This window comes from [Clostridium] saccharolyticum WM1, assembly GCF_000144625.1.
GTDB lineage: Bacteria > Bacillota > Clostridia > Lachnospirales > Lachnospiraceae > Lacrimispora > Lacrimispora saccharolytica.
Window position 1 is genome coordinate 1150776 of record NC_014376.1, and the last position, 23130, is coordinate 1173905.

At 46.1% G+C, this 23130-nt stretch carries 25 protein-coding genes and 1 pseudogene; 16 read left to right on the top strand and 10 right to left on the bottom strand.

Annotated features, from left to right (window positions below; genetic code table 11):
• Positions 1 to 63: 63 nt before the first annotated feature.
• Entirely contained in the window at positions 64 to 957 is an 894-nt protein-coding gene (locus CLOSA_RS05420) for an AraC family transcriptional regulator (protein ID WP_013271766.1), read from the bottom strand.
• A gap of 114 nt (positions 958 to 1071) precedes the next feature.
• Between CLOSA_RS05420 and CLOSA_RS05425 the strand changes: the two genes are divergently transcribed.
• A complete protein-coding gene (locus CLOSA_RS05425) occupies positions 1072 to 2262 on the top strand; it encodes an MFS transporter (RefSeq protein WP_013271767.1) in 1191 nt (396 codons plus the stop codon).
• A 209-nt stretch (positions 2263 to 2471) separates the two neighbouring features.
• Here the strand turns inward: CLOSA_RS05425 and CLOSA_RS21680 are convergent, their stop codons facing one another.
• The gene (locus CLOSA_RS21680) at positions 2472 to 3482 is read right to left on the bottom strand and encodes a hypothetical protein (RefSeq protein WP_013271768.1); all 1011 of its coding nucleotides are present in this window, start codon (positions 3480 to 3482) and stop codon (positions 2472 to 2474) included.
• Between the two features lie 175 nt (positions 3483 to 3657).
• A complete protein-coding gene (locus tag CLOSA_RS05440; RefSeq protein ID WP_013271769.1) occupies positions 3658 to 3885 on the bottom strand; it encodes a hypothetical protein in 228 nt (75 codons plus the stop codon).
• 169 nt (positions 3886 to 4054) lie between these two features.
• On the opposite strand from CLOSA_RS05440, the pseudogene CLOSA_RS05445 reads away from it, so the two are divergent.
• The 6 genes and pseudogenes from CLOSA_RS05445 to CLOSA_RS05470 all read left to right on the top strand — a co-directional run.
• Positions 4055 to 5290, top strand: a pseudogene (locus CLOSA_RS05445) (endonuclease Q family protein); the annotation flags it as partial.
• A 100-nt stretch (positions 5291 to 5390) separates the two neighbouring features.
• Positions 5391 to 6047, top strand: a complete 657-nt coding sequence (nth, locus tag CLOSA_RS05450) for an endonuclease III (protein ID WP_013271771.1) — start codon at positions 5391 to 5393, stop codon at positions 6045 to 6047.
• Entirely contained in the window at positions 6044 to 6520 is a 477-nt protein-coding gene (locus CLOSA_RS05455) for an LURP-one-related/scramblase family protein (RefSeq protein ID WP_013271772.1), read from the top strand. Before nth ends, CLOSA_RS05455 begins: the two co-directional genes overlap by 4 nt.
• A gap of 571 nt (positions 6521 to 7091) precedes the next feature.
• Positions 7092 to 7262 (top strand): hypothetical protein, encoded by a 171-nt coding sequence (locus CLOSA_RS22580; protein ID WP_157668993.1) that lies wholly within the window; start codon positions 7092 to 7094, stop codon positions 7260 to 7262.
• A 338-nt stretch (positions 7263 to 7600) separates the two neighbouring features.
• On the top strand, positions 7601 to 8518 hold the full coding sequence (locus tag CLOSA_RS05465) for an ABC transporter ATP-binding protein (protein ID WP_330362184.1): 918 nt from the start codon (positions 7601 to 7603) through the stop codon (positions 8516 to 8518).
• Positions 8515 to 9375 (top strand): ABC transporter permease, encoded by an 861-nt coding sequence (locus CLOSA_RS05470; RefSeq protein ID WP_013271775.1) that lies wholly within the window; start codon positions 8515 to 8517, stop codon positions 9373 to 9375. The genes CLOSA_RS05465 and CLOSA_RS05470 overlap by 4 nt, the downstream gene beginning before the upstream one ends.
• A gap of 33 nt (positions 9376 to 9408) precedes the next feature.
• Here the strand turns inward: CLOSA_RS05470 and CLOSA_RS05475 are convergent, their stop codons facing one another.
• Positions 9409 to 9714, bottom strand: a complete 306-nt coding sequence (locus CLOSA_RS05475; RefSeq protein ID WP_013271776.1) for an AzlD domain-containing protein — start codon at positions 9712 to 9714, stop codon at positions 9409 to 9411.
• Complete coding sequence (locus tag CLOSA_RS05480; RefSeq protein ID WP_013271777.1) at positions 9707 to 10429, bottom strand: AzlC family ABC transporter permease; 723 nt, start codon at positions 10427 to 10429, stop codon at positions 9707 to 9709. The genes CLOSA_RS05475 and CLOSA_RS05480 overlap by 8 nt, the downstream gene beginning before the upstream one ends.
• A 169-nt stretch (positions 10430 to 10598) precedes the next feature.
• On the opposite strand from CLOSA_RS05480, the gene CLOSA_RS05485 reads away from it, so the two are divergent.
• A complete protein-coding gene (locus CLOSA_RS05485; RefSeq protein ID WP_013271778.1) occupies positions 10599 to 11105 on the top strand; it encodes an NUDIX hydrolase in 507 nt (168 codons plus the stop codon).
• On the opposite strand, the gene CLOSA_RS05490 is transcribed toward CLOSA_RS05485, so the two are convergent.
• The 3 genes from CLOSA_RS05490 to CLOSA_RS05500 are packed head-to-tail and all read right to left on the bottom strand — an operon-like array spanning position 11089 to position 12982.
• A complete protein-coding gene (locus CLOSA_RS05490; protein WP_013271779.1) occupies positions 11089 to 11739 on the bottom strand; it encodes an ABC-2 transporter permease in 651 nt (216 codons plus the stop codon). The genes CLOSA_RS05485 and CLOSA_RS05490 overlap by 17 nt on opposite strands.
• Positions 11736 to 12602 (bottom strand): ABC transporter ATP-binding protein, encoded by an 867-nt coding sequence (locus CLOSA_RS05495; protein ID WP_013271780.1) that lies wholly within the window; start codon positions 12600 to 12602, stop codon positions 11736 to 11738. The genes CLOSA_RS05490 and CLOSA_RS05495 overlap by 4 nt, the downstream gene beginning before the upstream one ends.
• Positions 12603 to 12604: 2 nt before the next feature.
• Positions 12605 to 12982 carry a GntR family transcriptional regulator gene (locus CLOSA_RS05500; protein ID WP_013271781.1) on the bottom strand — a complete coding sequence of 126 codons (378 nt, stop codon included), beginning with the start codon at positions 12980 to 12982 and terminating at the stop codon, positions 12605 to 12607.
• A gap of 457 nt (positions 12983 to 13439) precedes the next feature.
• Here CLOSA_RS05500 and CLOSA_RS05505 point away from each other — a divergent pair, with 457 nt between their 5' ends.
• A complete protein-coding gene (locus CLOSA_RS05505) occupies positions 13440 to 15356 on the top strand; it encodes an endonuclease MutS2 (RefSeq protein WP_013271782.1) in 1917 nt (638 codons plus the stop codon).
• A 58-nt stretch (positions 15357 to 15414) separates the two neighbouring features.
• Here CLOSA_RS05505 and CLOSA_RS05510 read toward each other — a convergent pair whose 3' ends face one another.
• A complete protein-coding gene (locus tag CLOSA_RS05510) occupies positions 15415 to 16008 on the bottom strand; it encodes a ferritin-like domain-containing protein (protein ID WP_013271783.1) in 594 nt (197 codons plus the stop codon).
• 94 nt (positions 16009 to 16102) lie between these two features.
• On the opposite strand from CLOSA_RS05510, the gene CLOSA_RS05515 reads away from it, so the two are divergent.
• From CLOSA_RS05515 to deoC, 5 genes are all read left to right on the top strand, one after another.
• Positions 16103 to 16681 carry an NUDIX hydrolase gene (locus CLOSA_RS05515; RefSeq protein ID WP_013271784.1) on the top strand — a complete coding sequence of 193 codons (579 nt, stop codon included), beginning with the start codon at positions 16103 to 16105 and terminating at the stop codon, positions 16679 to 16681.
• 112 nt (positions 16682 to 16793) lie between these two features.
• Positions 16794 to 17129, top strand: a complete 336-nt coding sequence (locus CLOSA_RS05520; RefSeq protein WP_013271785.1) for a cyclic-di-AMP receptor — start codon at positions 16794 to 16796, stop codon at positions 17127 to 17129.
• A 200-nt stretch (positions 17130 to 17329) separates the two neighbouring features.
• Positions 17330 to 17749, top strand: a complete 420-nt coding sequence (locus CLOSA_RS05525; RefSeq protein WP_041708915.1) for a cytidine deaminase — start codon at positions 17330 to 17332, stop codon at positions 17747 to 17749.
• Positions 17750 to 17755: 6 nt separating this feature from the next.
• Positions 17756 to 19084 carry a pyrimidine-nucleoside phosphorylase gene (locus CLOSA_RS05530; protein ID WP_013271787.1) on the top strand — a complete coding sequence of 443 codons (1329 nt, stop codon included), beginning with the start codon at positions 17756 to 17758 and terminating at the stop codon, positions 19082 to 19084.
• 17 nt (positions 19085 to 19101) lie between these two features.
• A complete protein-coding gene (gene deoC / locus CLOSA_RS05535; protein WP_013271788.1) occupies positions 19102 to 19752 on the top strand; it encodes a deoxyribose-phosphate aldolase in 651 nt (216 codons plus the stop codon).
• Between the two features lie 52 nt (positions 19753 to 19804).
• Here deoC and CLOSA_RS05540 read toward each other — a convergent pair whose 3' ends face one another.
• A complete protein-coding gene (locus tag CLOSA_RS05540; RefSeq protein WP_013271789.1) occupies positions 19805 to 21283 on the bottom strand; it encodes a DUF1846 domain-containing protein in 1479 nt (492 codons plus the stop codon).
• A 355-nt stretch (positions 21284 to 21638) separates the two neighbouring features.
• Here CLOSA_RS05540 and CLOSA_RS05545 point away from each other — a divergent pair, with 355 nt between their 5' ends.
• Positions 21639 to 22511 (top strand): methionyl aminopeptidase, encoded by an 873-nt coding sequence (locus tag CLOSA_RS05545; RefSeq protein WP_013271790.1) that lies wholly within the window; start codon positions 21639 to 21641, stop codon positions 22509 to 22511.
• A complete protein-coding gene (locus CLOSA_RS05550; RefSeq protein WP_013271791.1) occupies positions 22512 to 23075 on the top strand; it encodes a DNA-3-methyladenine glycosylase I in 564 nt (187 codons plus the stop codon).
• The last annotated feature ends 55 nt before the right edge of the window (positions 23076 to 23130 follow it).

Below are 23130 nucleotides of genomic sequence, written 5' to 3' on the forward strand. Positions count from 1 at the left end.
ATCTTGTTTTTTCTAATTATAATTCCTGAAGAAAGAGGAGTAAAGAATCACCCCCAAATATGTTTAAGATTTTTTTGCGCTGTTCCGATGCTTTCTGGGCGTGATATGAAATTCTCTTTTAAACAGACGGTCAAAATAGCTTGTGCTTTCCAGTCCGATTTGCCCGGCAATGTCGGTGATGGAGCAGTCTGTATGAATGAGAAGCTTCCATGCCTTCTGGAGCCGGAATTTATTTAAATATTCCATGGGAGATAAGGGGATGGAGCACTGAAAACAGCGGAGAGCTTCCCGCTTGCTTACACCTACGGATGCGGCGATATCCTCCAGAGTAATTTTTTTCCAGTAGTTTTCTTCAATAAAACGGGTCATTCCTTTCAAACGGGCCTGGGAAATCTTGCTGATCCCCGTATTTTCCATGGTGGGAAATTCCTGTTTGTGTTCAAACAGGTTTTTCCAGACCTGGCAGGCCAGGATATGGGCTTCCATCTCCCAGGCCGGTCCCTGATTTTCGCACAGGCAATACAGGTTTGACAGACAGGAAAGAACATCTTTTTGCCAGGGGCTGTTTTTCTTCAGTACATAGTGGGAAATGCCTGAAGTGAGAAAGGGAAGCATGTATTTTTCATGGATGGAGCTGTTTTCCGGGGCGATGAAATCAGAAGCAAACAAAACATTGGGGATGACCGCTGTTCCTGCTGAAACAAAACGGTGAATCATGCCGGAATTGATGAAAATCCCATCCCCTGGTTCCAGTATGTAATTGATGTTTCCTACGGAACACTGCAAAATCCCTTGGGTTACGGACACCAGCTCAAATTCTCTGTGCCAGTGCCAGTCAATGCACCGGTTTTCGAATTTCCCTACATCCTCGTAATAATATTGAAAGGGAAAGGCGGAGGAGCCATGGGTGACTAACTCCATCATTGATTCGTCAGTGAGTATTTTCGTGCTTTGCATAGAACTTCTCCTTTGGGCGGTTGGCTAGATTGTATCATAAACTGGCGGCATTTTACAAGATTCTCAAGAAAATATGCGGTATAATACAAAAAAATAAACAGCAGGTGACTAACAATGAATAACAATTATACTAAAACCGTTCATGCCTGTTTTTTAAGCTATATCGTGCAGGCGATCATTAACAATTTCGTTCCTCTTTTGTTTCTTACCTTTCAGTCCGAGTACGGAATTTCCTTATCAAGAATTACTCTGCTTGTGACTCTTAATTTTGGGGTCCAGCTATTGGTGGATCTGTTGTCCGCAGGTCTTATTGACCGGGTAGGATACCGTGCCTCCATGCTAGCGGCACATCTATTGTCAGCAACAGGACTAGTCGTTCTGACGGTTCTGCCGGGCCTGTTTCCCCATGCATGGATGGGACTCTATGTTTCCGTGGCTATATATGCTGCCGGAGGCGGACTTTTGGAGGTTCTGGTCAGTCCTGTTGTAGAAGCATGTCCCACAGACAATAAGGAAAAGGCCATGAGCATGCTTCATTCCTTTTATTGTTGGGGGCATGTGGGTGTTGTCCTCCTATCCACCATATTCTTTGCCATTGCCGGCTTAAAAAACTGGAGGCTGCTGGCGCTTTTCTGGGCACTGGTTCCAGCGTTCAACATGATTTTGTTTTTAAAGGTGCCCATCGCCCCTCTGGTGGAAGGGAATGAAGGCCTCTCCTTAAAGGCCCTGGTTGGAAAACGGATTTTCTGGGGATTCATGCTGCTCATGGTGTGTGCAGGAGCCAGCGAGCAGGCGGTAAGCCAGTGGGCTTCCGCCTTTGCGGAAAAGGGGCTGGGAGTGAGCAAGGCTGCAGGAGATCTTGCAGGCCCCATGCTTTTTGCCACTATGATGGGAATCTCAAGGGCGGCTTATGGAAAATACGGGGAAAAGGTGAATTTAAAAAAGATGATGATGGCCAGCGGAATCCTTTGCATTGTCTCTTATTTTCTGATCTCCCTTTCGCCCTTTCCTGCCTTGGGATTTTTAGGCTGCGGGCTGTGCGGCCTGTCGGTGGGGATCATGTGGCCGGGATCCTTTAGCATGGCCTCTGCTTCTTTGCGGGGGGGAGGTACTGCTATGTTTGCATTGTTGGCGCTTGCAGGTGATTTGGGCTGCTCCGGGGGGCCTTCCCTTGTAGGGATTGTTTCCGGATCCTTTGGAGACAATTTAAAAATGGGGATTTTGGGAGCCGTTCTGTTTCCTGTTATTCTGGTTATCATCCTGTATCAATTTTACAGAACAGGAAGAAAGCAAGGGTTTTTATAAATGTAAAGTGGTAATAGGAAACATATCAAAAGCGGCAGTGGAATTTTGGCAGGAGCTATGGAAGATGGATTTACCCAGAGTCTTTGTTTGTGATTTTGAAGAATATCAGAACAGTGATATGGAGAATTCAGACATACACATTTATATCAGTATCAAGGATTGAGAAATAAGAGGGAGGGAGCCGTAGACAGGGATCCCTCCGTTTGTTGTTAATAGATCACTTCTTCATATCCTTCTGTAGAAGGAAATTCAATGGAGATGACTTTTCCAGGATCCTTATAATTCAGATCCATATTCATAAGAATGCCCATGGTTTCATCGTCTTCGGTTACCGTCGTATAGATGGAAATGGTTTCCCTGGAAAAATAACCTTCCGGACTGATGACGGCCTTTCCTTGAATCCCGTTGATCTTGAAGTTGGAATCAGACAAAGCCGGCCATACCTCATGGTAGAAATTGGAGAGATGGCTTTCCAGGCCTTCTGCTTTGCAGGAGTACATAAGGATTTTGTTCCCCGCCTCCCCGTCTGCAATCTGTACGTTATCAAGGAATGCCCCAAACTGACCCGTCAGTCCTCCTAAGGTGATGTTTTTGGTCATGTCCTCATATCCGATCTTCATTTTATACTTTTCATATTCTCCCATGTCGGAATAATAGCAGCCATTGGTATAAAAAGAGGTTTCTGATTTTCGGATCCCCAGCATATCCATACTGGTTCTGGAAAGAAACTCCATGGCCGGTGTGTTTAAGTCATGGTATTTTAGCTGCGTATTCATGGAGATAGGGATATCCAGCTGGTCAAAGGAAAAATTCATCCGGATGTCCGCGGAAATATCCAGGCCGGGCAGCAGGGAACTTTTCTGGTCTGCCTCCTGGTAAAGCTCCAGCCCCTTCTGGTTTATGTTCCGTGAGGCATAAGGATTAGCCGCTCTTTGGCGGACGATGCCTTCATCCAGCCAAGCACCGGATTCATTGACCATGCTGCCGTCAGGAGCAGTGGTTCCGGTGAGAAGGTATCCGTTTTCATCAAAATAGTAGCATTCTGCCATTCCATCCTCATCAGAGTCAATCCATTTCCAGGCGGAGGTTGGATAGGATTTATCTCCGTCCTGCCACCACCAGCCATGACCGTCCTGTTTCCAGACTCCCGCTTGGGCGGTTGCTGCCATGGATAAGGACAGAAGGGATGTGACTGTTAATAATTTTATGATTTTTTTCATACTGCTTTCATTCCTCCTGGTTTGTTCATTCGCCCTAATAGGGAGAAAGGCCTGGGCAAAGCTTCCCATACCTGCACTTATTCATTCACTATACCATATTTTGGTAAATACAGCAAGAAAATGCCGTGCCAAGTATCCGATGAGAGGTTTGATGTACCAAATGAATGTGGCATGATTAAACGAAAGAGTCTTTCCAATGCTCAAGCAGTTCCAGATCGGAGGTCTTAAGCTTTAAATTGGTGGTAATGGTTTTACCTTCCGGAGAAGTGATCCGGATTTCCACCACACTTCCGTCTTTGAGCGGTCCGTTTAAGGCTGCTTTCAGGAAGAGGGGAAACTTTGGATGGTTATTTTTAAAAACAGCCCAGGATTCCTTTAACTGCATCAGGTTCATTAAATTCATTTGACTGATCCTTTCTTCATAATTCTAAGGCATATCCTAGCATAAATGAAAAAGGGAGTCAATGAGCGGCATAGAAAAGAATATCTTTTCCTTAGTCCTATTGCCGTGGTATAATGTAATTCCAAAGAAGGCTGTAATAAAACATAAATTGACAAAAGCAGGTGAAATGATGTATATAGCGGACTTGCATATCCATTCCCTTTATTCCAGGGCTACCAGTAAGAATTGCTCTCTGGAGTATTTGGACTTATGGGCAAGGCGAAAAGGAATCGGCATCCTGGGGACCGGCGATTTTACCCACCCGGCGTGGCGTGAGGAATTAGGGGAAAAGCTGGTTCCTGCAGAGGACGGGCTTTACCTATTAAAGGAAGAATATCGTGTAAATAAGGAGGAAGGATCGGAACTTGAGATTCCCCGATTTGTGGTTTCCGGGGAAATCAGTACAATTTATAAGAAAAACGGGAAAGTGAGAAAGGTTCACAGTGTCATCCTTCTTCCGGGCCTTTCCCAGGCAGAGCTGCTTTCTAAAAGGCTGGAGACCATTGGGAATCTTCATTCAGACGGCAGGCCGATTCTGGGGCTGGATTGCCGGGACCTTATGGAAATTATGCTGGAAGTATGTCCCAGGGCCATTTATATTCCGGCCCATATCTGGACCCCCCATTTTTCTTTGTTCGGGGCATTTTCCGGTTTTGATTCCATGGAGGAGTGCTTTGAAGATTTAACCCCATATGTGCATGCCTTGGAAACAGGGCTTTCTTCCGATCCGCCCATGATCTGGCGTTTGTCGGCTTTGGACCGATTTCACCTAGTTTCCAATTCCGATGCCCATTCCCCTTCCAAATTGGGCAGGGAAGCCAATTTTATGAATATAGAATTGTCCTATGACGGGCTTTGGAATGCCATACAAATGGGGGAGGGATTAGAGGGTACGGTGGAATTTTTTCCGGAAGAAGGGAAGTACCATTATGACGGCCACCGGAAATGCAATCTCTGTCTTTCTCCTGCAGAAGCGAAACAGTATTCCGGCAAGTGTCCGGTATGCGGCCGAAAGCTGACAACCGGAGTATCCCACCGGATCGGGCAATTAGCTGACAGACCCCCGGGCTTTGTTCTTCCGGAAGGAAGGCCATTTGAAAATTTGGTGCCCCTGTCTGAGGTTATTGCTGCCTCCACCGGCTATACGGCTGCCAGCAAAAAGGTTCAGAATCAATATGAGGCCATGATCAGAGCGTTGGGCCCGGAATTCCGTATCCTGAGAGAAGTGCCTCTGGAGGATATCAGTCACGCTTTTGACCATATGATTTCGGAAGGGATCAGGCGGCTGAGAGAGGGAAGAGTGACCTGCAGTCCGGGATATGACGGGGAATATGGAACCATCCGGCTGTTTGAACCAGGTGAGGTTGTAAAGAGAGGCAAAGGGGAACGTATTATTACAAAGGAGTAAACGGCCGGAAAAAGAGGAAAGCAGATGAAACACAGGAACGGAAGGTTGGGAGCACGGGATGAAAAAGGAAAATATCAGACATATACTTGAGAAATTGGATCAGGTTTACGGGATAACAAAGAAAGGATTCTATCATAATCAGCCCTGGCAGCTTCTGGCAGCGATCATGCTCAGTGCCCAAAGTACGGATAAACAGGTGGAAGAGGTGCTTCCCCAGTTGTTTCAGCGCTTCCGGACAGCAGAGCAAATGGCAGAAGCACCGTTGGAGGAAATCGAAGAAGCCATACGAACCATCGGGCTTTATAAGAATAAGGCAAGGAATCTGAAAAAATGCTGCGGGCAGATTGCCAATGAATTCGGAGGACAGGTTCCCGGTGACATTGACAAGATTCTGACACTGGCCGGGGTGGGCAGGAAAACTGCCACCTTATTCCTTGCAGATGCTTACGGAATTCCTGGGATAACGGTAGATACCCACGTATTCCGTATTTCCAGGCGTTTGGGCTGGGCCTCCGGGAAAAATCCTGCCCAGGTGGAAATGGAGTTGCAGAGGATACTGCCAAAGGACCACTGGAACAGGATTAATTTTCAGTTGATATATCACGGCAGGGAGGTCTGTACGGCAAGGAAAGCAAACTGCGGGGAATGTATGGTGAGAGAGTGGTGCGGGCAGATCCTGGACCGGGATAAGAAAGGAGATAAGAAAATATCATGAGGCTTATGTTTAAACAGCGTTTTTTTTCCTGGTTTGACAGTTATGACATTTATGATGAAAATGGTACCGCTGTATACACGGTATGCGGCAGGCAGGCATGGGGCCATAAGCTGGAAATCTATGACAACAGCGGCAATCCCCTTGCTACTTTAAGGGAGCAGGTGCTTACCTTTCTTCCGCGTTTTGCTATCCAGATCGGCGGAGAAACAGTGGGGACTATTACTAAGGATTTTACTTTTTTTAAGCCCTCTTTTTCTGTTGACTGCAATGGCTGGCATGTGGAAGGCAGTTTCCTGGAATGGGATTATTCCATTATCTCCCAGACCGGCAGTGTTGTTGCAAGGATCGAGAAACAGCTATTTCATTTTACCGATACATATTTGATCGATGTGGCCGATGGACAAGACAGTCTTCTGGCGCTTATGGTGGTTCTTGCCATTGATGCGGTCAAATGCAGTAAAAACAAAGGCTGATGGCCTTCGCTTCCATGGGCCTCAGATGACAGCGTCATAAAACAAGAAAGCCTCCCAGCCGGTATCCTTGAAAATCCGGCAGGGAGGCCTTTCATTTTTTACACCTGTTTTGTCATGACTGCCTTTTTAAACAGTTATGGCAACGGTCATACAAGTTCCCGGATGAAACTGGTTTCCTATCCGTAAACTGATATGGCACAGAGCTGCTCTGGTATGAAATGGTATTATGAGAAACGATCAGTGGACCATTTAAAGCCAGATGGATCTGTGTTTTGGGATCTTCAATAACTCAGTATTGAACCACGTATTTTCCTGGGTTGGCAATTAAAAATATTCCTGTGGAAATATCACAGCTTATATATGGTACGCCGTTTGTGATGCTGGAATTAAATTGGCCCTGTGAGCCCTTATGCCGGGACAGCCAAGTTCCCCCTAAGGTCCATGACAGCCCATCGGGCTGCAGGATCCCCCTTATGGCCGCGTGCACCTGCAGGTCCGGTGGATCCTGCAGAGCCTGGGTTTTCCTTTGGTCCCATGAGTCCGGGAGGACCGGGAGCCCCGGAACAGACCTTTGGTCCGTGAGGGCAGGGAGCTCCGGAGCAGCCTTGGGGACCGGGAGTTTCAGGACAGCCGGAACAGCATCGGCTGTCGGAGGGACAAGGACAGTTCCGGCAGCCGGAAGAACCGGTGCAGCCTAGGGCACCGGGAGATCCAGAAGCGCCAGAACAGCTTTGGAGACTAAGAGGGAGGCGGTAGTAACATTGGCCCATACCTCTGTTATGTATGGGACAATAAAAATTGTTGCAATGGTTTTGCCCTGCAGAAGGATTGGTGCAGTTAAAAAACTTCAAGTAACAATTCACCTTCTTTCCCGAAAATGCTGAGCGTCATAACTAATTCAGCTATATGATAAATTTCAATGTTACAACAATAAATGTTTCTATTATAGAATACGGTATTATATGGAAAATGTGCAGGAATACTTGTCTTAAGGCATAGCCTTTCTATTATTTTTGGTATGGAAACACAAGTATTGTGGAATCCGGCAGATTTTGGTATAGTAGGCTAAAAAGGGGGAGTATGATGAATCGAATGATAGAAGTAGCCAACTTAAGAAAAAGTTATGGCAATCTAACTGCTGTAAAGGATTTAAGCTTTTATGTGGAGCAAGGCAAGCTGTTTTCTTTCCTTGGTCCCAATGGAGCAGGGAAATCGACTACTATTGATATCTTATGTACCTTGTTGGACTTTGACAGCGGAGAAGTCATTATCAACGGACTTGATCTTCGCCGGAACAGTCAGGCGATCCGGCAGATGCTCGGTGTTGTCTTTCAGGAAGGCGTACTGGATGACTTGCTTACCGTCAGGGAAAATCTGAACATCCGGGCAGGCCTATATACATCGGATAAAGCCAGGATTAAAAATGCTGTCTATGCAGCAGCAGCGGCAACGGAATTGAATGAGATTTTAGACAGGCCTTATGAAAAACTCTCAGGCGGCCAGAGGCGCAGAGCGGATATAGCCCGGGCCATTCTTCCTATGCCCCGGATTTTATTTCTTGATGAGCCAACCACCGGACTTGATCCTCAAACCCGGAAAAGTATTTGGAATACCATCAGAGAGCTGCAAGGAAAGACAGGTATGACGGTTTTTCTCACGACTCACTACATGGAAGAAGCTGCACAATCGGATTATGTGGTTGTGATTGATCACGGGGTAATAGCGGCCAAAGGAACGCCCACCCAATTAAAGACCCGGTATGCTTCGGACACTTTGAGATTGTCTGTTTCCGATGAAGCGGCACTGAGGAAAATTATGGAGGAATTAAAACTGGAATTTACTGTTTTGGCAGGTGAATATATTGTAAAACTTCCAAATACTATGGCTGCTCTCCCTATCATGGAAAAATGCCAGGGCTTCATCCGCAGTTTCCAGGTCCTCCAGGGTACCATGGATGACGCCTTTATTGGTATTACAGGAAAGGAGCTGAGGCAATGAGAGTTATTATAAAACGTAATTTAAGACTGTATTTTCGTGATAAAAACGCGGTTTTTTTCTCCCTCATGGCTATTATCATCATTATCGTTCTTTATGCGGTGTTTTTGGGAGATGCCTGGCTGGATAACTCCATGAAAGATTTAAAGCATGCCCAGGTACTTATGAACAGCTGGCTTGTGTCGGGGCTTCTTGCAGTAACTTCAGTAACTACCACAATGGGTGCCTTGGGCACTATGATTGATGATAAGGTCAGGAAAATCAACAAGGATTTTGATTCCTCTCCCATGAAAAGAAGCAGTATAGCAGGCGGATATATCGGGAGTTCGTTTTTGATCGGCGTCATCATGTCTCTTATAACGGCTGTGGCTGCGGAAATTTATATCGTATCCAGCGGCGGCCAGTGGCTCACATGTTTCGCCTGCATCAAGGTCTTTTTTCTGGTTCTTCTTACTGCATTAACCAATACCTCTTTGGTTTGCTTTGCGGTGTCTTTTTTTAAGAGCCATAGAGAATTCAACGCAGCCAGCACCATCATAGGAACCCTCATCGGATTTCTGACCGGCATATACCTTCCCGTCGGGGCCTTGCCTTCATGGGTACAAACGATTGTAAAATTATTCCCTGTATCACATGCAGCCTCTCTGCTCCGCCAGGTGCTTATGGAGGTTCCCATGAAGAACTCATTTGACGGAATCCCTGTTGTTTATCTGGAGGGATTTAAGGAGTACATGGGAGTGACCTTCCGCATAAAAGGATATGACGTGCCCCCGGTTTTTAGTATCATACTTTTGCTTTGCACGTCGGCCGTGTTTTATAGCCTATCCCTTTTTCTATTGTCTGGAAAAAGAAGTTCCTGAGAGCTTACGTCCGCCCAATGCCGCTGCTGCTGATTACAAAAATAATTCCATAACAAAAACTACGAAGCAGGCAGCTATGGAAACCTGGAACAGACTTTTTTCTTTATAGGCCAGTATGGCGGCTGTGACCAGGGCCCCGGCACCGGACCAGATACTTTTGGTGGCAAAAAGAATGGCTGGAAATGTCATTACTGACAGTGTCACATATGGGACATAATATAGGAAGGACCGGATAAACGGATTTTTTATCTCCCGCCGGATCAGAGTCAGTGGAAGAACACGGATGAAATAGGTAACTGCGGCCATGACCAATATGTAAAGATAAATCCGGTTATTCATGGGAAACCTCCCTGTTATCTGTTACCGGGAACAATGCGGCAGCAGCTCCCGCAATGGCAACCGTAAGAATGATCAGCTTAAACCCCGCAGACACCCTGTTCAGCGTTGGGACCAGGAAAAATAAAAGGCTTAGGGCCATAGAAACAGCGGTCACTCCGGCCAGAACTTTATTGGTTTTTGCAGGCGGAATAACAATGGCCAGGAACATCCCATACAAAGCCACGCCCAGAGCACTTAAGGCTCTTACCGGCAGAAGGCGTCCAAAGACAGCTCCGGCAGCGGTTCCCAGTGTCCAGCCCGGAACAGCCAGGAGAAACAGGCCGTAACAGTACCATGGATTTAAAGGTCCCGGTTTACACACGGAAACGCCAAATATCTCATCCGTTATCCCGTAACCGATTAACAGACGGTGGTAAAACGGAGTTTTTTTATTAAGTTTTTGGGAAAGAGAGCAGGACATAAGACAATAGCGCAGATTGATGATCAACTGGGCAAAGGCCATTTCAGCAAAGGGAGCACCGGCTGTAATGATGCTCAGGCCGGCAAACTGCCCTGCGGATGTTACATTGGTAAGGGACATTACAACAGACTGCCAAGGGGTCAGCCCATAATTTAGCGCCATGATCCCAAAGGTAAAGGACACGGCGAAATAACCGAGACATATGGGGATCCCATCCGCCATCCCGGATTTAAATAATTCTCTTTTGGTATTCATAAAGCTCCTCCGTTATAATAATGTCATTCTCATAAGACTAACAAGAATATACCATGATTCGTTCCATTAGTAAAACAAATATTTATAATGAAAACATGAAGAGCCTGAACCGGCCCTGGAAATAAAGGGCAGCTTATAACTGTCAGGACTTAAACAGGGAGAGGAAAGCATGAGACATGAAAATTTAACAACACTGTGTTATATCCAAAGGGAAGACAGCTATTTGATGCTGCACCGGATTAAAAAGAAGGCTGATATGAACCAGGACAAGTGGCTGGGAGTCGGAGGCCATTTGGAGGCGGGGGAAAGTCCGGAGGAGTGTCTGATCCGGGAGGTAAAGGAGGAGACAGGCTTAACTTTGCTTTCCTACCGCCTTAGAGGAGTGATAACCTTTGTGTCAGACCAGTACCCCGATGAATACATGTTTTTGTACACGGCTGACGGGTATGAAGGGGATTTGGCTGAGTGCCCGGAAGGGACGTTAAAATGGATACCTGAGGAAGAAATCAGCCGTCTGTCTCTTTGGGAAGGAGACCGCATTTTCTTTGAACTGTTAATGGCGGACATACCTTTCTTCTCCCTGAAGCTTGTATACAGCGGGGATCATCTGGCGGAAGCCCTGTTAAACGGCAAGTCACTGGCTGCCCCATTTCCTGATACTAAAGATCCTTCCTAGCAAAGAGAACATAGCTGACCTTATACATTACCAGATTCCAGGCCAGTACGAGGATGGGAGAGAAGTATGAAAGGATTATTATGGAGTGATCTGTAACGGAAACACCCAACAGGCTGAAGAGCTTATAAACAGCATAGAAGACCCCAGCGGGAATCATGCAGGAAATAAGCATTAATAATCGGGCTTTTTCCGCTCCAAACTGAAACAAAAGAGGAATTGACATACTTCCAGCAAACTCTGCAACGACAAAGCTTGCCAAACCGGCATACAAGAGCTTGAATATGTCTCTTGCGCTGGCGAAAATAACCTTATGGGCAATCAGGCCGCCTATAGAACCGGTAATCATACCGGTTACGGCACCTATAGCAGAAAAGATCAGGAGAACAACAAATTTTCCTGCCACCACATCCTTTTTGGTAACCGGGGTTATCATTGCATATTTCAACCAATTGGAATGATCATCAAAGCTGAATGTGGTAATGATCATCATGCTGCACAGTATGCCGCTCATAACGATATAGGCTTCCACTCCGGCAGAAGGAATAAGAGAGAAAGCTAATATGAGCAGTACAAAAACCATGGATTTGGCATTATGCCCGATGTTGTATAAATCTTTTAAAACCAGACTTTTCATTTTACCTGATCTCCTTTCACATAGAGAAGAAGAATATCGTCTATAGAAGCATCATCCACCACCACAGAGGATTTATACTTGCGGCGTGCCTTTTCCTTATCAGCCACCAGTACATCCCACTGGTAGTCGCGTTTTCTGTATGCAAGGATCTCCGATTTGTCTATGGCATGGAACTCAGCCGTTTTGCACCGGATGATGCCATATTGATAGCGCAATTCATCCTTTTGCTTGCTGAACATAACCCTTCCTTCATGGATAAAGGTAATATAATCTGCCACCTTTTCTAAATCCGAGGAAATATGGGAAGACATTAATATGGAATGATTCTCATCCTGCACAAAGTCCAGAAACAAATCCAGAATATCATCACGCATGACCGGGTCAAGTCCGCTGGTTGCTTCATCCAGGATCAAAAGCTTTGGCTTATGGGAAAGGGCAGCAGCAATGCCAAGCTTCATTTTCATTCCCCTGGAAAATGTTTTAATTTCTTTACGGGGCGGTAGCTGGAACTTTTTTAAATAAAGATTGTAAATGGCATCATCCCACTGTTCATAGGCGGCTGCCGATATTCTGCCGATTTTGGCCGGCGTGAGTGTTTCGTAGAAATGAATGCCGTCAAATACGACTCCGATGTTTTCTTTGATGCTTTTAGGATCGGAAGAAAGTTCCTGTCCCCCAAATTTGACGACACCTTCATCCCTTTGGACAAGATCAAGGATCGCATTGATTGTAGTGCTTTTACCGGCGCCGTTCTCGCCGATCAATCCCATAATGGTGCCTTTGGGTACGGAAAACGATACATGATCCAGCATAAAACCAGAATATTGTTTCGTCAGATTTTCAACCTGTAAAATCGGGTCCATGGTTATTCCTCCTCTTGGTAAAACAGAGTCAGAAGCTCTACAAGCTTCTCCAGTGATATCCCGCTGGTGCGGGCAATATCTGCGGCTTCCTGTAAATGTTCCTCAGCTTTTCGCTGCTGTTCTTCCTGAAAAAAATCTTTGTTTTGCGCCGATACAAAACTGCCCCGCCCAACGGTTGTTTCAATGAAGCCGTCCCTTTGCAAGTCTTCATAGGCTTTTTGTACGGTGATAACGCTGACATGAATGGATTTAGCCAATGCCCGCATGGAAGGGACAGGATCGCCTGTCTGCAGTTCACCGCTCATAATCAGCGCTTTTATTTGAGACGTAATCTGCTCATAAATAGGCTTATTTGTATTACTGCTGATAATAATCTCCACAGTAGGCCTCCTTGGTGTTCAGTAGTGTACTTAATGAATGAGTACATTATATACTGTGCAATTCACTATGTCAATAGTAACAATGAAAATATTCCAGCCAAGAAAAAGAAAAGGGATTGACCGGATTTTCTTTCCGTGGTATAGTGATGGAAGTATAAATGATAGGAAGTGTGTGTTTGTTAATTGTATTCAATCATGGAGCATAAGGCAGTTTCATATGTAAAGCAGGAATCGGGTCTGGGTAGCTTTTGGTCTATCCTTTCTTTCGTGTACCTGTTTTCCCATGGGATACAAAACAGACAGGATCAGGTGGAAAGCTTGTAAGACGTCGGTTTGTAGTCTTGCAGGCTTTTTTTGTGCGAAGCGTATTTTTCTTAATCGGCACAACCATAGCTGCCTCTGTGCTCCATGAACCTTAAGGAACCATTTTGTATATCAGAAGGAACGAGGAGAATACATGAATCACACATTTCGGATTTTAGAATTTAATCTTATTTTAGAAAAACTTATGGAATTTGCACACACGGAAGCGGCGAAAGAAAGAATCAGCCAACTGACCCCATGCTTAAAAGAGGGGGAAGTGAAAAAAAGTCTGAGGGATACGACGGAAGCAAGGACCATTATTGACCGGATGGGGCTTCCGCCTGCAGTCAGTATGGCGGGCTTGCAGGAGATCATAAGCACGGCAGAGCAGGGGGGCTGCCTTTCTGCAGAGGAGCTGGAACGCACAGGAGGAATGCTTACGGCGGTGAAACGGTATAAGGAATTTTTAAACCGGTGCAAGTATTTAGAACTTGGTCTGCCTTATTATGAGCAAGACTTAGATCCGCTGGAGGGTCTGGCAAGGGAAATTTATGAAAGCGTCAGAAATGGAAAAGTAGAAGACAGCGCCAGCAAATATTTAAGAAACATTCGACAGGACGTAGCCAGACTGGAAGAAAAACTGAGGACAAAAGCGGAAGCTATATTAAGAGGAAATAAAAAATATTTCTCAGATTCTTATGTGACCATAAGAAACGGCAGGCTTTGCCTTCCTGTAAAAAAAGATTACAAAACTTGGGTTCCCGGCAGTGTCATTGACCAATCCTCAACCGGCTCTACCCTTTTTATTGAGCCGGCAGCCATTGCAGAGCTTAACGGAGAACTGGAGCTTTTAAGGATCGAAGAAGAAAATGAAACAAGAAGGATTTTGTATAGGCTCACTGCTTCCGTGGAAGATAATTTGCAGGTGCTGGAGGAGGATAAACGGCTTCTGGAAAAGCTGGATTTTCTGTTTGCAAAGGGAAGCTTAAGTGCTTCAATGGCAGGCATTGAACCTGGGATCAATACAGACCGGATCATAAAGATCGTAAACGGCCGCCATCCGTTTATGGCCCAGGAAACCGTTGTGCCTCTAGAGTTTGAACTGGGAACGGAAGGACGGGGCATTGTTATCACAGGGCCCAATACGGGAGGAAAGACCGTAGCCATTAAAACCGTGGGACTTTTCGCCCTCATGGCGCAATGCGGCCTGCATGTGCCCTGCGGGAAAGCCGACCTATGCATGAACAGCCAGGTGCTCTGCGATATTGGAGATGGACAGAACATTACGGAAAACCTGTCCACCTTTTCTGCCCACATCACCAATGTAATGAAGATTCTTCATGCAGCAGGCCCGGAAAGTCTGGTCATTCTGGATGAACTGGGATCAGGAACCGATCCCGGGGAAGGCATGGGCATCGCCATCGCCATACTGGAAGAATTGAGAAACAGCGGCTGCCTTTTTCTGGCGACCACACATTATCCGGAGGTAAAGACTTACGCCAAAGAGACAGAAGGAATCACCAATGCCAGGATGGCCTTTGACAAGGAAACCTTAAAGCCGCTTTACCGCTTGGAAATCGGGGAAGCCGGGGAAAGCTGTGCTCTCTCCATAGCCAAACGTCTGGGTATGCCCGATAGTATGATAAGGAAAGCCAGAAGGTATGCTTACGGAGAAGAGGAAGGGCTTTTGGCTGAGGGGACGGATTCCTTAAAAGAAAAGACCGTTGTTAAAAAAACAGGCGGCCCAGTAATCGAGAAGCAGAAAAAAACGGCAGGGAATAAAAATATCATGGAGCAAAAGTTCGTCATCGGAGACAGTGTTCTTGTTTATCCTGATGAGAAAAAGGGGATCGTATGCAGACCTGTCAATGAGAAAGGATTGCTTCAGGTTCAGATGCCGGATAAGAAGATCTGGATCAATCAGAAGCGGGTGAAGCTTCTGGTGGCTGCCGGGGAGCTTTATCCGGAAGATTATGATTTTTCCATCATTTTTGATACGGTTGAAAACAGGAAAGCAAGGCATAAGATGGAAAAAGGATATCAAAAGGACCTTGAAATCAGAATGGATTGATGCTTTCCAAAAGGGGGCTTTGGCCTATGAGCCCCCTTTTCCGGAAAGAAGCCATGATTTATGTAGTTTCGGAAATATGGCTGTCAGGACAGGCACTTTCCCCGCATATATGGCAGCCGGGAGGAGGGGAAAAAAGATCATCATTAAGCTCAGCAAGTATGAGCCGGAAGATCTGCACATGGCAAAGCTCATCTGCAATGATCCTGTTTAAGATTGCCTTGATCCTGCAGTCTTCGATCCACTCCGCCTGGGCCTGGTATTTTTTAATGGTTTCCAGCTCGCTTGCCAGGGAGTTGGCTACCAAAGCCCCGATCCGGGTGGGATAACGGTTGCAGGCGGGAGACCAATACCTGGTTTGCCCGTTTTGGATGCTCCAAAGCCTGGGATCAGCGCCCAGCATAATGGAAAGTTCCCCAAAGGTATGTAAATGATGCATTTCAACAATGCTGATCTTATGAAAGCATTCCGCTATATCAAAGAAATAGCTTTTTGTTATCATACCGTTGTAGATATAAAGACTGATAGCTGACATTTCGGAGTTGCAGGCGCCTATGTTGGAAAGCATGGCTGCCCCATACCGCTTATTTTGAGAAATGATCTCTATGGGAGGCCAGGGAGAATTGTCGGCAAAAGCAAGAGCAGATAAATCCATATGATATCCTCATTTCAATTTGTTCTATTTTAAATATATCCGGCAGATGGTAGAGTATGACTTAAAAACACAGGAAGATGGAGGAAGTAAGGACATGGACGGCAGAGAGAGTTTTAGGAAAACAGTAGAAGCCTTTTTGCCCTGTAATGAGCAGGAAGAAAGAGACAAAGAGATGATTCTCCAATATTTGTCATCAGGGGAACCTGTATTTTCCAGGGAAAATGCCGGAGCCCATATGTCGGCGTCAGCCTGGGTGGTAAACAAGTCCCGGGATAAGGTCCTCATGGCTTATCATAACATTTATGACTCCTGGGCATGGACCGGTGGCCACGCAGACGGAGAAACGGATCTTCTTAAGGTGGCGGTCCGGGAAGCCATGGAAGAAACAGGGGTTACAACTGTTAGGCCTGTGACAGGGGATATTTTTTCCTTAGAAGTGCTGACGGTGGACGGACATGAAAAAAGGGGTGCTTATGTTTCATCCCACCTTCACTTAAATGTAACCTATCTGCTGGAAGCGGATGACAGGGAAACTCTTCGGAGAAAAGAGGATGAGAACAGTGCCGTGGGCTGGTTTGCCCTGGACCAGTGTCTGATGGCGGTAAACGAGCCATGGATGCGGGACAGAATCTACAAAAAGCTCCTTAATAAATGGAGGGATAGGAATTATTAACAGAAAATTGATAATTATTTTCCAGTTTTCTGTTTTATTTTTCCTGATTATGCTTTATAATAGAGACAGCTAATAAATAAAGTTTTGCCAAATAAGAAGCGAGGTGGTAGATATGAAGATTATTTACGCGATCGTCAGCTCCGATGATGGAAACAGGGTGACCGATGTGCTGAATGAACACCAGTTCAGTGTGACAAAACTTGCCACAACAGGTGGTTTCTTAAAGAAAGGAAACTCTACGTTAATGATCGGTACCGATGACGGACAGGTAGAGGAAGTCATCACCCTGATTAAAGATACCTGCGGAAAACGCCAGAAAATTACCTGCAACGTTCCGGCACCCAATATTGCATCTGTCTCGGCAGGATATATGATGATGCCCATGACAGTGGAACTTGGCGGAGCTACTATATTTGTGACTGATGTGGAACGATTCGAGAAGATTTGAGAAACCGGCAAAGGGATTGCAGAGCAATCCCTTTTCGTAACTGCCGGAACGAGAAGCCGGGAGAAAAAAGGAAAGCCAGATACCTCACAGGAAGCTGCAGGGTATTTGACTCCGCAGGCAGCTCCCAGGTTTATAAGGCCTTGCACCTGGCTTGCTGTCTGAATAAAATAACAGGAGGTGTGTCTTTGAAACTGGATGAGATGATAAAAAATATGCTGGTGGCAGAGGCTTATGAGGCTCAGAAGATGGCTTATGTGCCTTATTCGGATTTTTGTGTCGGAGCTGCCCTGCTTGCCAAAAATGGAAAGGTATACCGGGGCTGCAACATTGAAAATGCATCCTATACACCCACAAACTGCGGGGAACGCACGGCGTTTTTCAAGGCGGTTTCAGAAGGGGTCACGGAATTTGATGCCATTGCCATTGTAGGAAATAAAAGAGGAGAAAAGGGAGAATTATGTGCTCCCTGCGGGGTTTGCCGGCAGGTTATGGCGGAATTTTGTGACCCTGAGGAATTTAAGATCATTCTGGCAGCAGGGGAGGAAACGTCTGTATATTCCTTAAAGGAGCTGCTGCCTTTGGGGTTTACAAAAAAGAATTTAGATATGGGGAGGTTTTAGCTTGTTATGAGGATGTACGATATCATTGCAAAAAAACGAAACGGTGAAGTTCTGGCGGAGCCAGAGATTCGTTTCATGATCGACGGCTATGTAAAGGGGGAGATTCCCGACTATCAGATGTCTGCTATGCTGATGTCCATATATTTTAAAGGGATGAATGATACGGAAACAGCCATTCTTACTGATGCAGTGGCTCATTCCGGTGATATGGTGGATTTATCCCCCATTCAGGGCGTGAAAGTGGATAAACACTCGACCGGTGGTGTTGGGGATAAGACCACTCTGGTGGTAGCGCCCATCGTGGCTGCCTGCGGAGTCAAGGTGGCAAAGATGTCAGGACGGGGCTTGGGACATACGGGAGGGACCGTTGATAAAATGGAATCCATTCCCGGAATGAAGACGGTGCTGACAGAGGAAGAGTTCTTCCAGGTAGTCAATAAAACCGGTCTTTCCGTAATCGGGCAGTCCGGAAATCTGGCTCCTGCAGATAAAAAGCTTTATGCCCTTCGGGATGTTACTGCCACTGTGGACAGCATCCCTTTAATTGCTGCTTCCATAATGAGCAAAAAACTGGCGGCAGGAAATGACTGTATTCTTCTTGATGTAAAGACCGGAAGCGGGGCATTTATGAAGACCCTGGAGGATTCCATTACCTTAGCAGAGAAGATGGTGGCGATTGGTGAACATGCAGGAAAGAGGACCATGGCCCTCATCACCAATATGGACATTCCCCTGGGAAGCATGATCGGCAACAGCCTGGAGGTTATGGAAGCCGTGGAAACCCTTCACGGAAGAGGGCCTGAGGACTTGACAGAGGTCTGCTTAAACCTGGCATCCGGAATGCTCTTCCTGGCAGGAAAGGGCAGCCTGGAGGAATGCAGGGGACTGGCAGAAGGAGCCATTGCCGATGGAAGTGCTTTGCAGCGGCTTATTGCCATGGTAGAAGCCCAGGGCGGTGATTCTTCTGTAATCAGAGATACCAGCCTTTTTTCCAAGGCCCCCCTTCAACGGGAAGTGAAGGCTCTAAAAAGCGGATATATCACCCATATGAATACGGAGCAATGCGGAATCGCCTCCTCGCTTTTAGGAGCAGGAAGAATTACCAAGGAAAGTGTCATTGATTATACAGCAGGAATCGCCCTTAAGAAAAAGGCAGGCCAGAAGGTGGAAGAGGGGGAGACCATTGCCGTACTCTATACTTCTGTGGAAGAGCTGTTTGCGGCTTCTGAGGAGGAATTTTTAAAGGCGGTCACCATCAGCGGGAAGAAGCCGGAAGAAGAACCCCTGATTTACGCCATTGTTACAAAGGAAGGCGTCAAACGTCTGACAGAATAGAAAGGATGGAAAAAATAATGACAGATTTAGAAATGTTAAGTTATGTGGACCACACTCTTTTAAAAGCGTTTGCCACATGGGAGGAAATAAAAGAGCTTTGCAGGGAAGCCGTGGAATATAAAACGGCCTCTGTGTGCATCCCGCCCTGTTACATCAGAAGGGCCCATGAGGAATTTCCGGGTCTTAATATCTGTACCGTAGTCGGTTTTCCTCTGGGCTACAGCGTAACGGCTTCAAAGGTCCTTGAGACGGAGAAAGCCATTCAGGACGGGGCCTCTGAGGTAGATATGGTGGTGAACATCAGCGATGTGAAGAATGGGGATTACCTAAAGGTAGAAGAGGAAATCGCCAAGCTGAAAAAAGCGGTGGGCGGAAACATCTTAAAGGTCATCATTGAAGCCTGTTATCTGACGGAAGAAGAGAAAATCGCCATGTGCAAGGCGGTTACGGCAGCAGGTGCAGATTACATCAAGACCTCCACAGGATTTGGTACCGGCGGAGCGACTTTAGAGGATATTGAATTATTTAAAAAACACATCGGATCTGACGTAAAGATCAAGGCAGCCGGCGGAGTCAGAACCCTGGAAGATTTAAGGGCTTATATCGAAGCGGGGTGCAGCAGAGTTGGCGCAAGCGCAGCGGTAAAGCTGGCAGCGCAGAATCAATAACAAAGATTCCTCTCCGGCCTGGACCAACAGGCAGGAGAGGAATCCTTTTTTATTAATGATAAATCTTTTTCTCTTCATAGATGGGCTCACAGGTTAAGTTCACCCCCAGCTTTTTAAATACTTTAACGTCCACGTCGGAAAGAAGCACGGAAGTATGAGCCTCCCGGCCTTTTAATTTGGGAAGCTGCTCTAAGGCCACCTGGGCATTGGGATCGGCAGCCGCACAGGCGGACAGGGCAATTAATACTTCGTCCGTATGAAGACGTGGATTTTTGCTTCCCAGATAGTTGATCTTTAATTTCTGGATTGGTTCAATGGCAGAAGGTGAGATCAGGTGGATGTCATGGGGGATATTCCCTAAGACCTTGACTGCATTTAACAAAAGGGCGGCAGATGCGCCTAATAAGTTGGTAGTTTTACCAGTGACAATGGTTCCGTCGTCTAATTCAAGTGCAGCGGCCGGAGAGCCCTTCTCTTCTGCAAGCTGACTGGCGGCGTTCACCACTTTTCTCATCTCAGTGGTTATTTTTGCCTGCTTCATGAGAAGTTCAATCTTATAAACCTCTTCCTTGGAGCCCATATCCCTTGCCAGACGGGAAAGCGCCTGGTAATAACGTCTGATGATTTCCTGCATGGATGCTTCCCTGCAGGCTTCGTCATCCACCACACAGAAGCCGGCCATATTTACACCCATATCCGTAGGGGATTTATAAGGGCATTCTCCGTATATCCCTTCAAAAATAGCACTTAATACTGGAAAGATCTCCACATCCCGGTTGTAATTGACTGTGGTTTTTCCATAGGCCTCCAAGTGAAAGGGATCGATCATATTCACATCGTTTAGATCTGCCGTTGCAGCCTCGTAAGCTAAATTTACCGGATGCTTTAACGGAATATTCCATACAGGGAATGTCTCAAACTTGGCGTATCCGGCCTTGATTCCCCGCTTGTTCTCGTGATAGAGCTGGGATAAGCAGGTAGCCATTTTTCCGCTGCCAGGCCCTGGAGCCGTAATAATAACAAGAGGCTTTGTTGTTTCTATATAATCATTTCTCCCGTATCCTTCGTCACTTACAATTAAAGAAACATTGCTTGGATAGCCGTCAATGGTATAGTGACGGTACACCTTTATCCCCATTTTTTCCAGCTTGCTTTTAAATAAATCAGCGGAATTCTGTCCGGAGTACTGTGTGATAACAACACTTCCCACATAGAGCCCTTTATCCGTAAAGGACTGGATCAGACGGAACACATCCACATCGTAGGTGATGCCAAGATCGTGGCGGATCTTATTCTTCTCGATGTCGGCAGCATTGATGGCAATCACAATCTCTGCCTGGTCCGATAGCTGCATCAGCATGCGGAGCTTGCTGTCAGGTTCAAATCCGGGAAGTACCCTGGAAGCGTGGTAATCATCAAACAGCTTGCCGCCGAATTCCAGATATAGCTTGTCTCCAAACTGGCTGATCCGCTCCTTGATGTGCTCTGACTGCATGGTTAAATATTTGTTGTTATCAAATCCAAATTTCATTTGTCCCTCCATGATGTGCGCTTACCGTTTTGCCATGCAGAACCATTTGTAAACTCTGTGCGTGTGAGCTTGCTCACTAAGTACAGAGTTTACAAATGGTTCTATAGGGCGGACGCCCGGCATGAATAATTTGGCGGCATATATTTATGTCCTTTAGAATATGTTATATCCGTCAAATTATGAATGGCATGGCTGAATTTAAAGCATGCACGAACTATTTGACCGTAGTATTTATAAATTGTATCATATAAGTTATGAAATTGCCATGGATTTTTTCCTTCCCTTTCTTTTTCCAGAAACCCTTTACAACCGTCTTTAAACGTGTTAAAACGTTGTAGTAAGAAGGAGGCACAATATGTTTAAAATAGGAAGAAATGATGCATGCTGGTGTGGCAGCGGAAAGAAATATAAAAACTGCCATCTGTCTTTTGACCAAAAGCTTGAGAATTATGCGGTCATGGGAGATGAGGTTCCGGAGCACTATATGATAAAAACACCGGCACAGATCGAAGGGGTCCGCCGTGCGGGAATCGTAAACAACAGGATTCTTGACCTTGTGGGTGAAATGATTAAGCCCGGCATCACCACGGAAGATATCAATACCCTGGTCCACGAAAGCACCATCAGGCTGGGTGGAATCCCTGCCCCTTTAAATTTTGAGGGATATCCCAAAAGTGTATGCACCTCAATCAATGAGGTCGTATGTCACGGGATCCCGGATCCGAAACGGGTCTTACTGGAGGGAGATATTATCAATGTAGATGTGACCACCATTGTGGATGGCTATTATGCCGATGCGTCCAGGATGTACTGCATAGGCGAAGTGTCTCCTGAGGCTTCCAAGCTGGTCCGTGTTACGAAGGAGAGCGTGGAGCTGGCTCTTAAAGAAGCAAGGGCATGGGGCCATCTTGGGGATATCGGAGCAGCGATTTCCCAACATATTTCTGCCAATGGCTTTACGGTAGTAAGGGAAATCGGCGGACACGGTGTAGGGCTGGATTTCCATGAAGAGCCATGGGTCAGCCACATCGGAACAAGAGGGACTGATATGCTTTTAGTTCCAGGGATGATATTTACCATTGAACCAATGGTGAATGCCGGAAAGCCCGACGTAGTCCAGGATGATGAGGATGGTTGGACTATTTACACTAAGGATGGAAGCCTGTCTGCCCAGTGGGAGTATACGGTTTTAATCACAGAACAGGGACCGGAGGTGCTGGCAAGATAAATGGAGATGAAACGTTGCTTTTGGGTGGATGAATCCTCCCCCGTGTATGTAAAGTATCATGACGAAGAGTGGGGAGTGCCGGTTTATGATGATAAAAAGCTTTACGAAATGTTCCTTTTGGAAACCTTTCAGGCAGGGCTTTCCTGGATAACCATACTGAGAAAAAGAGAGGCCTTCCGGGAAGCCTTTGATGGCTTTGATGCGGAAAAGGTGGCATCCTATGGAGAAGAAAAGATAAGAGACTTAATGGAGAATGCGGGCATCATAAGAAACAGGAGAAAGATGGACGCCGCCGTGAAAAATGCCCGTGTGTTTCTGGAAATCCAGCGGGAATTCGGTTCTTTCTCTGAATATTTATGGGGATTTACAAACAATGAGATCCTGGTTAACCAGGATGACTGTTTCCAGGTGAAAACCGAATTGTCAGACAGGGTATCAAAGGATATGAAAAAGCGTGGAATGGCCTTTGTAGGTTCTGTTACTATATATTCCTACCTTCAGGCCGTGGGCGTTGTCAATGACCATGAGCTTTCCTGCTTTTGCCGCAAGAATGTCCGGGAATAACAGAAAGAACTGAGATCAGGAAAAGCGGGGGCATGAATGATATAAAACATACATA

Coding starts and splice junctions, on each gene's coding strand:
- CLOSA_RS05420 (WP_013271766.1), bottom strand. CDS start 957: ATGCAAAGCACGAAAATACTCACTGACGAATCAATGATGGAGTTAGTC.
- CLOSA_RS05425 (WP_013271767.1), top strand. CDS start 1,072: ATGAATAACAATTATACTAAAACCGTTCATGCCTGTTTTTTAAGCTAT.
- CLOSA_RS21680 (WP_013271768.1), bottom strand. CDS start 3,482: ATGAAAAAAATCATAAAATTATTAACAGTCACATCCCTTCTGTCCTTA.
- CLOSA_RS05440 (WP_013271769.1), bottom strand. CDS start 3,885: ATGAATTTAATGAACCTGATGCAGTTAAAGGAATCCTGGGCTGTTTTT.
- nth (WP_013271771.1), top strand. CDS start 5,391: ATGAAAAAGGAAAATATCAGACATATACTTGAGAAATTGGATCAGGTT.
- CLOSA_RS05455 (WP_013271772.1), top strand. CDS start 6,044: ATGAGGCTTATGTTTAAACAGCGTTTTTTTTCCTGGTTTGACAGTTAT.
- CLOSA_RS05465 (WP_330362184.1), top strand. CDS start 7,601: ATGATGAATCGAATGATAGAAGTAGCCAACTTAAGAAAAAGTTATGGC.
- CLOSA_RS05470 (WP_013271775.1), top strand. CDS start 8,515: ATGAGAGTTATTATAAAACGTAATTTAAGACTGTATTTTCGTGATAAA.
- CLOSA_RS05475 (WP_013271776.1), bottom strand. CDS start 9,714: ATGAATAACCGGATTTATCTTTACATATTGGTCATGGCCGCAGTTACC.
- CLOSA_RS05480 (WP_013271777.1), bottom strand. CDS start 10,429: ATGAATACCAAAAGAGAATTATTTAAATCCGGGATGGCGGATGGGATC.
- CLOSA_RS05485 (WP_013271778.1), top strand. CDS start 10,599: ATGAGACATGAAAATTTAACAACACTGTGTTATATCCAAAGGGAAGAC.
- CLOSA_RS05490 (WP_013271779.1), bottom strand. CDS start 11,739: ATGAAAAGTCTGGTTTTAAAAGATTTATACAACATCGGGCATAATGCC.
- CLOSA_RS05495 (WP_013271780.1), bottom strand. CDS start 12,602: ATGGACCCGATTTTACAGGTTGAAAATCTGACGAAACAATATTCTGGT.
- CLOSA_RS05505 (WP_013271782.1), top strand. CDS start 13,440: ATGAATCACACATTTCGGATTTTAGAATTTAATCTTATTTTAGAAAAA.
- CLOSA_RS05510 (WP_013271783.1), bottom strand. CDS start 16,008: ATGGATTTATCTGCTCTTGCTTTTGCCGACAATTCTCCCTGGCCTCCC.
- CLOSA_RS05515 (WP_013271784.1), top strand. CDS start 16,103: ATGGACGGCAGAGAGAGTTTTAGGAAAACAGTAGAAGCCTTTTTGCCC.
- CLOSA_RS05520 (WP_013271785.1), top strand. CDS start 16,794: ATGAAGATTATTTACGCGATCGTCAGCTCCGATGATGGAAACAGGGTG.
- CLOSA_RS05525 (WP_041708915.1), top strand. CDS start 17,330: ATGATAAAAAATATGCTGGTGGCAGAGGCTTATGAGGCTCAGAAGATG.
- CLOSA_RS05530 (WP_013271787.1), top strand. CDS start 17,756: ATGAGGATGTACGATATCATTGCAAAAAAACGAAACGGTGAAGTTCTG.
- deoC (WP_013271788.1), top strand. CDS start 19,102: ATGACAGATTTAGAAATGTTAAGTTATGTGGACCACACTCTTTTAAAA.
- CLOSA_RS05540 (WP_013271789.1), bottom strand. CDS start 21,283: ATGAAATTTGGATTTGATAACAACAAATATTTAACCATGCAGTCAGAG.
- CLOSA_RS05545 (WP_013271790.1), top strand. CDS start 21,639: ATGTTTAAAATAGGAAGAAATGATGCATGCTGGTGTGGCAGCGGAAAG.
- CLOSA_RS05550 (WP_013271791.1), top strand. CDS start 22,512: ATGGAGATGAAACGTTGCTTTTGGGTGGATGAATCCTCCCCCGTGTAT.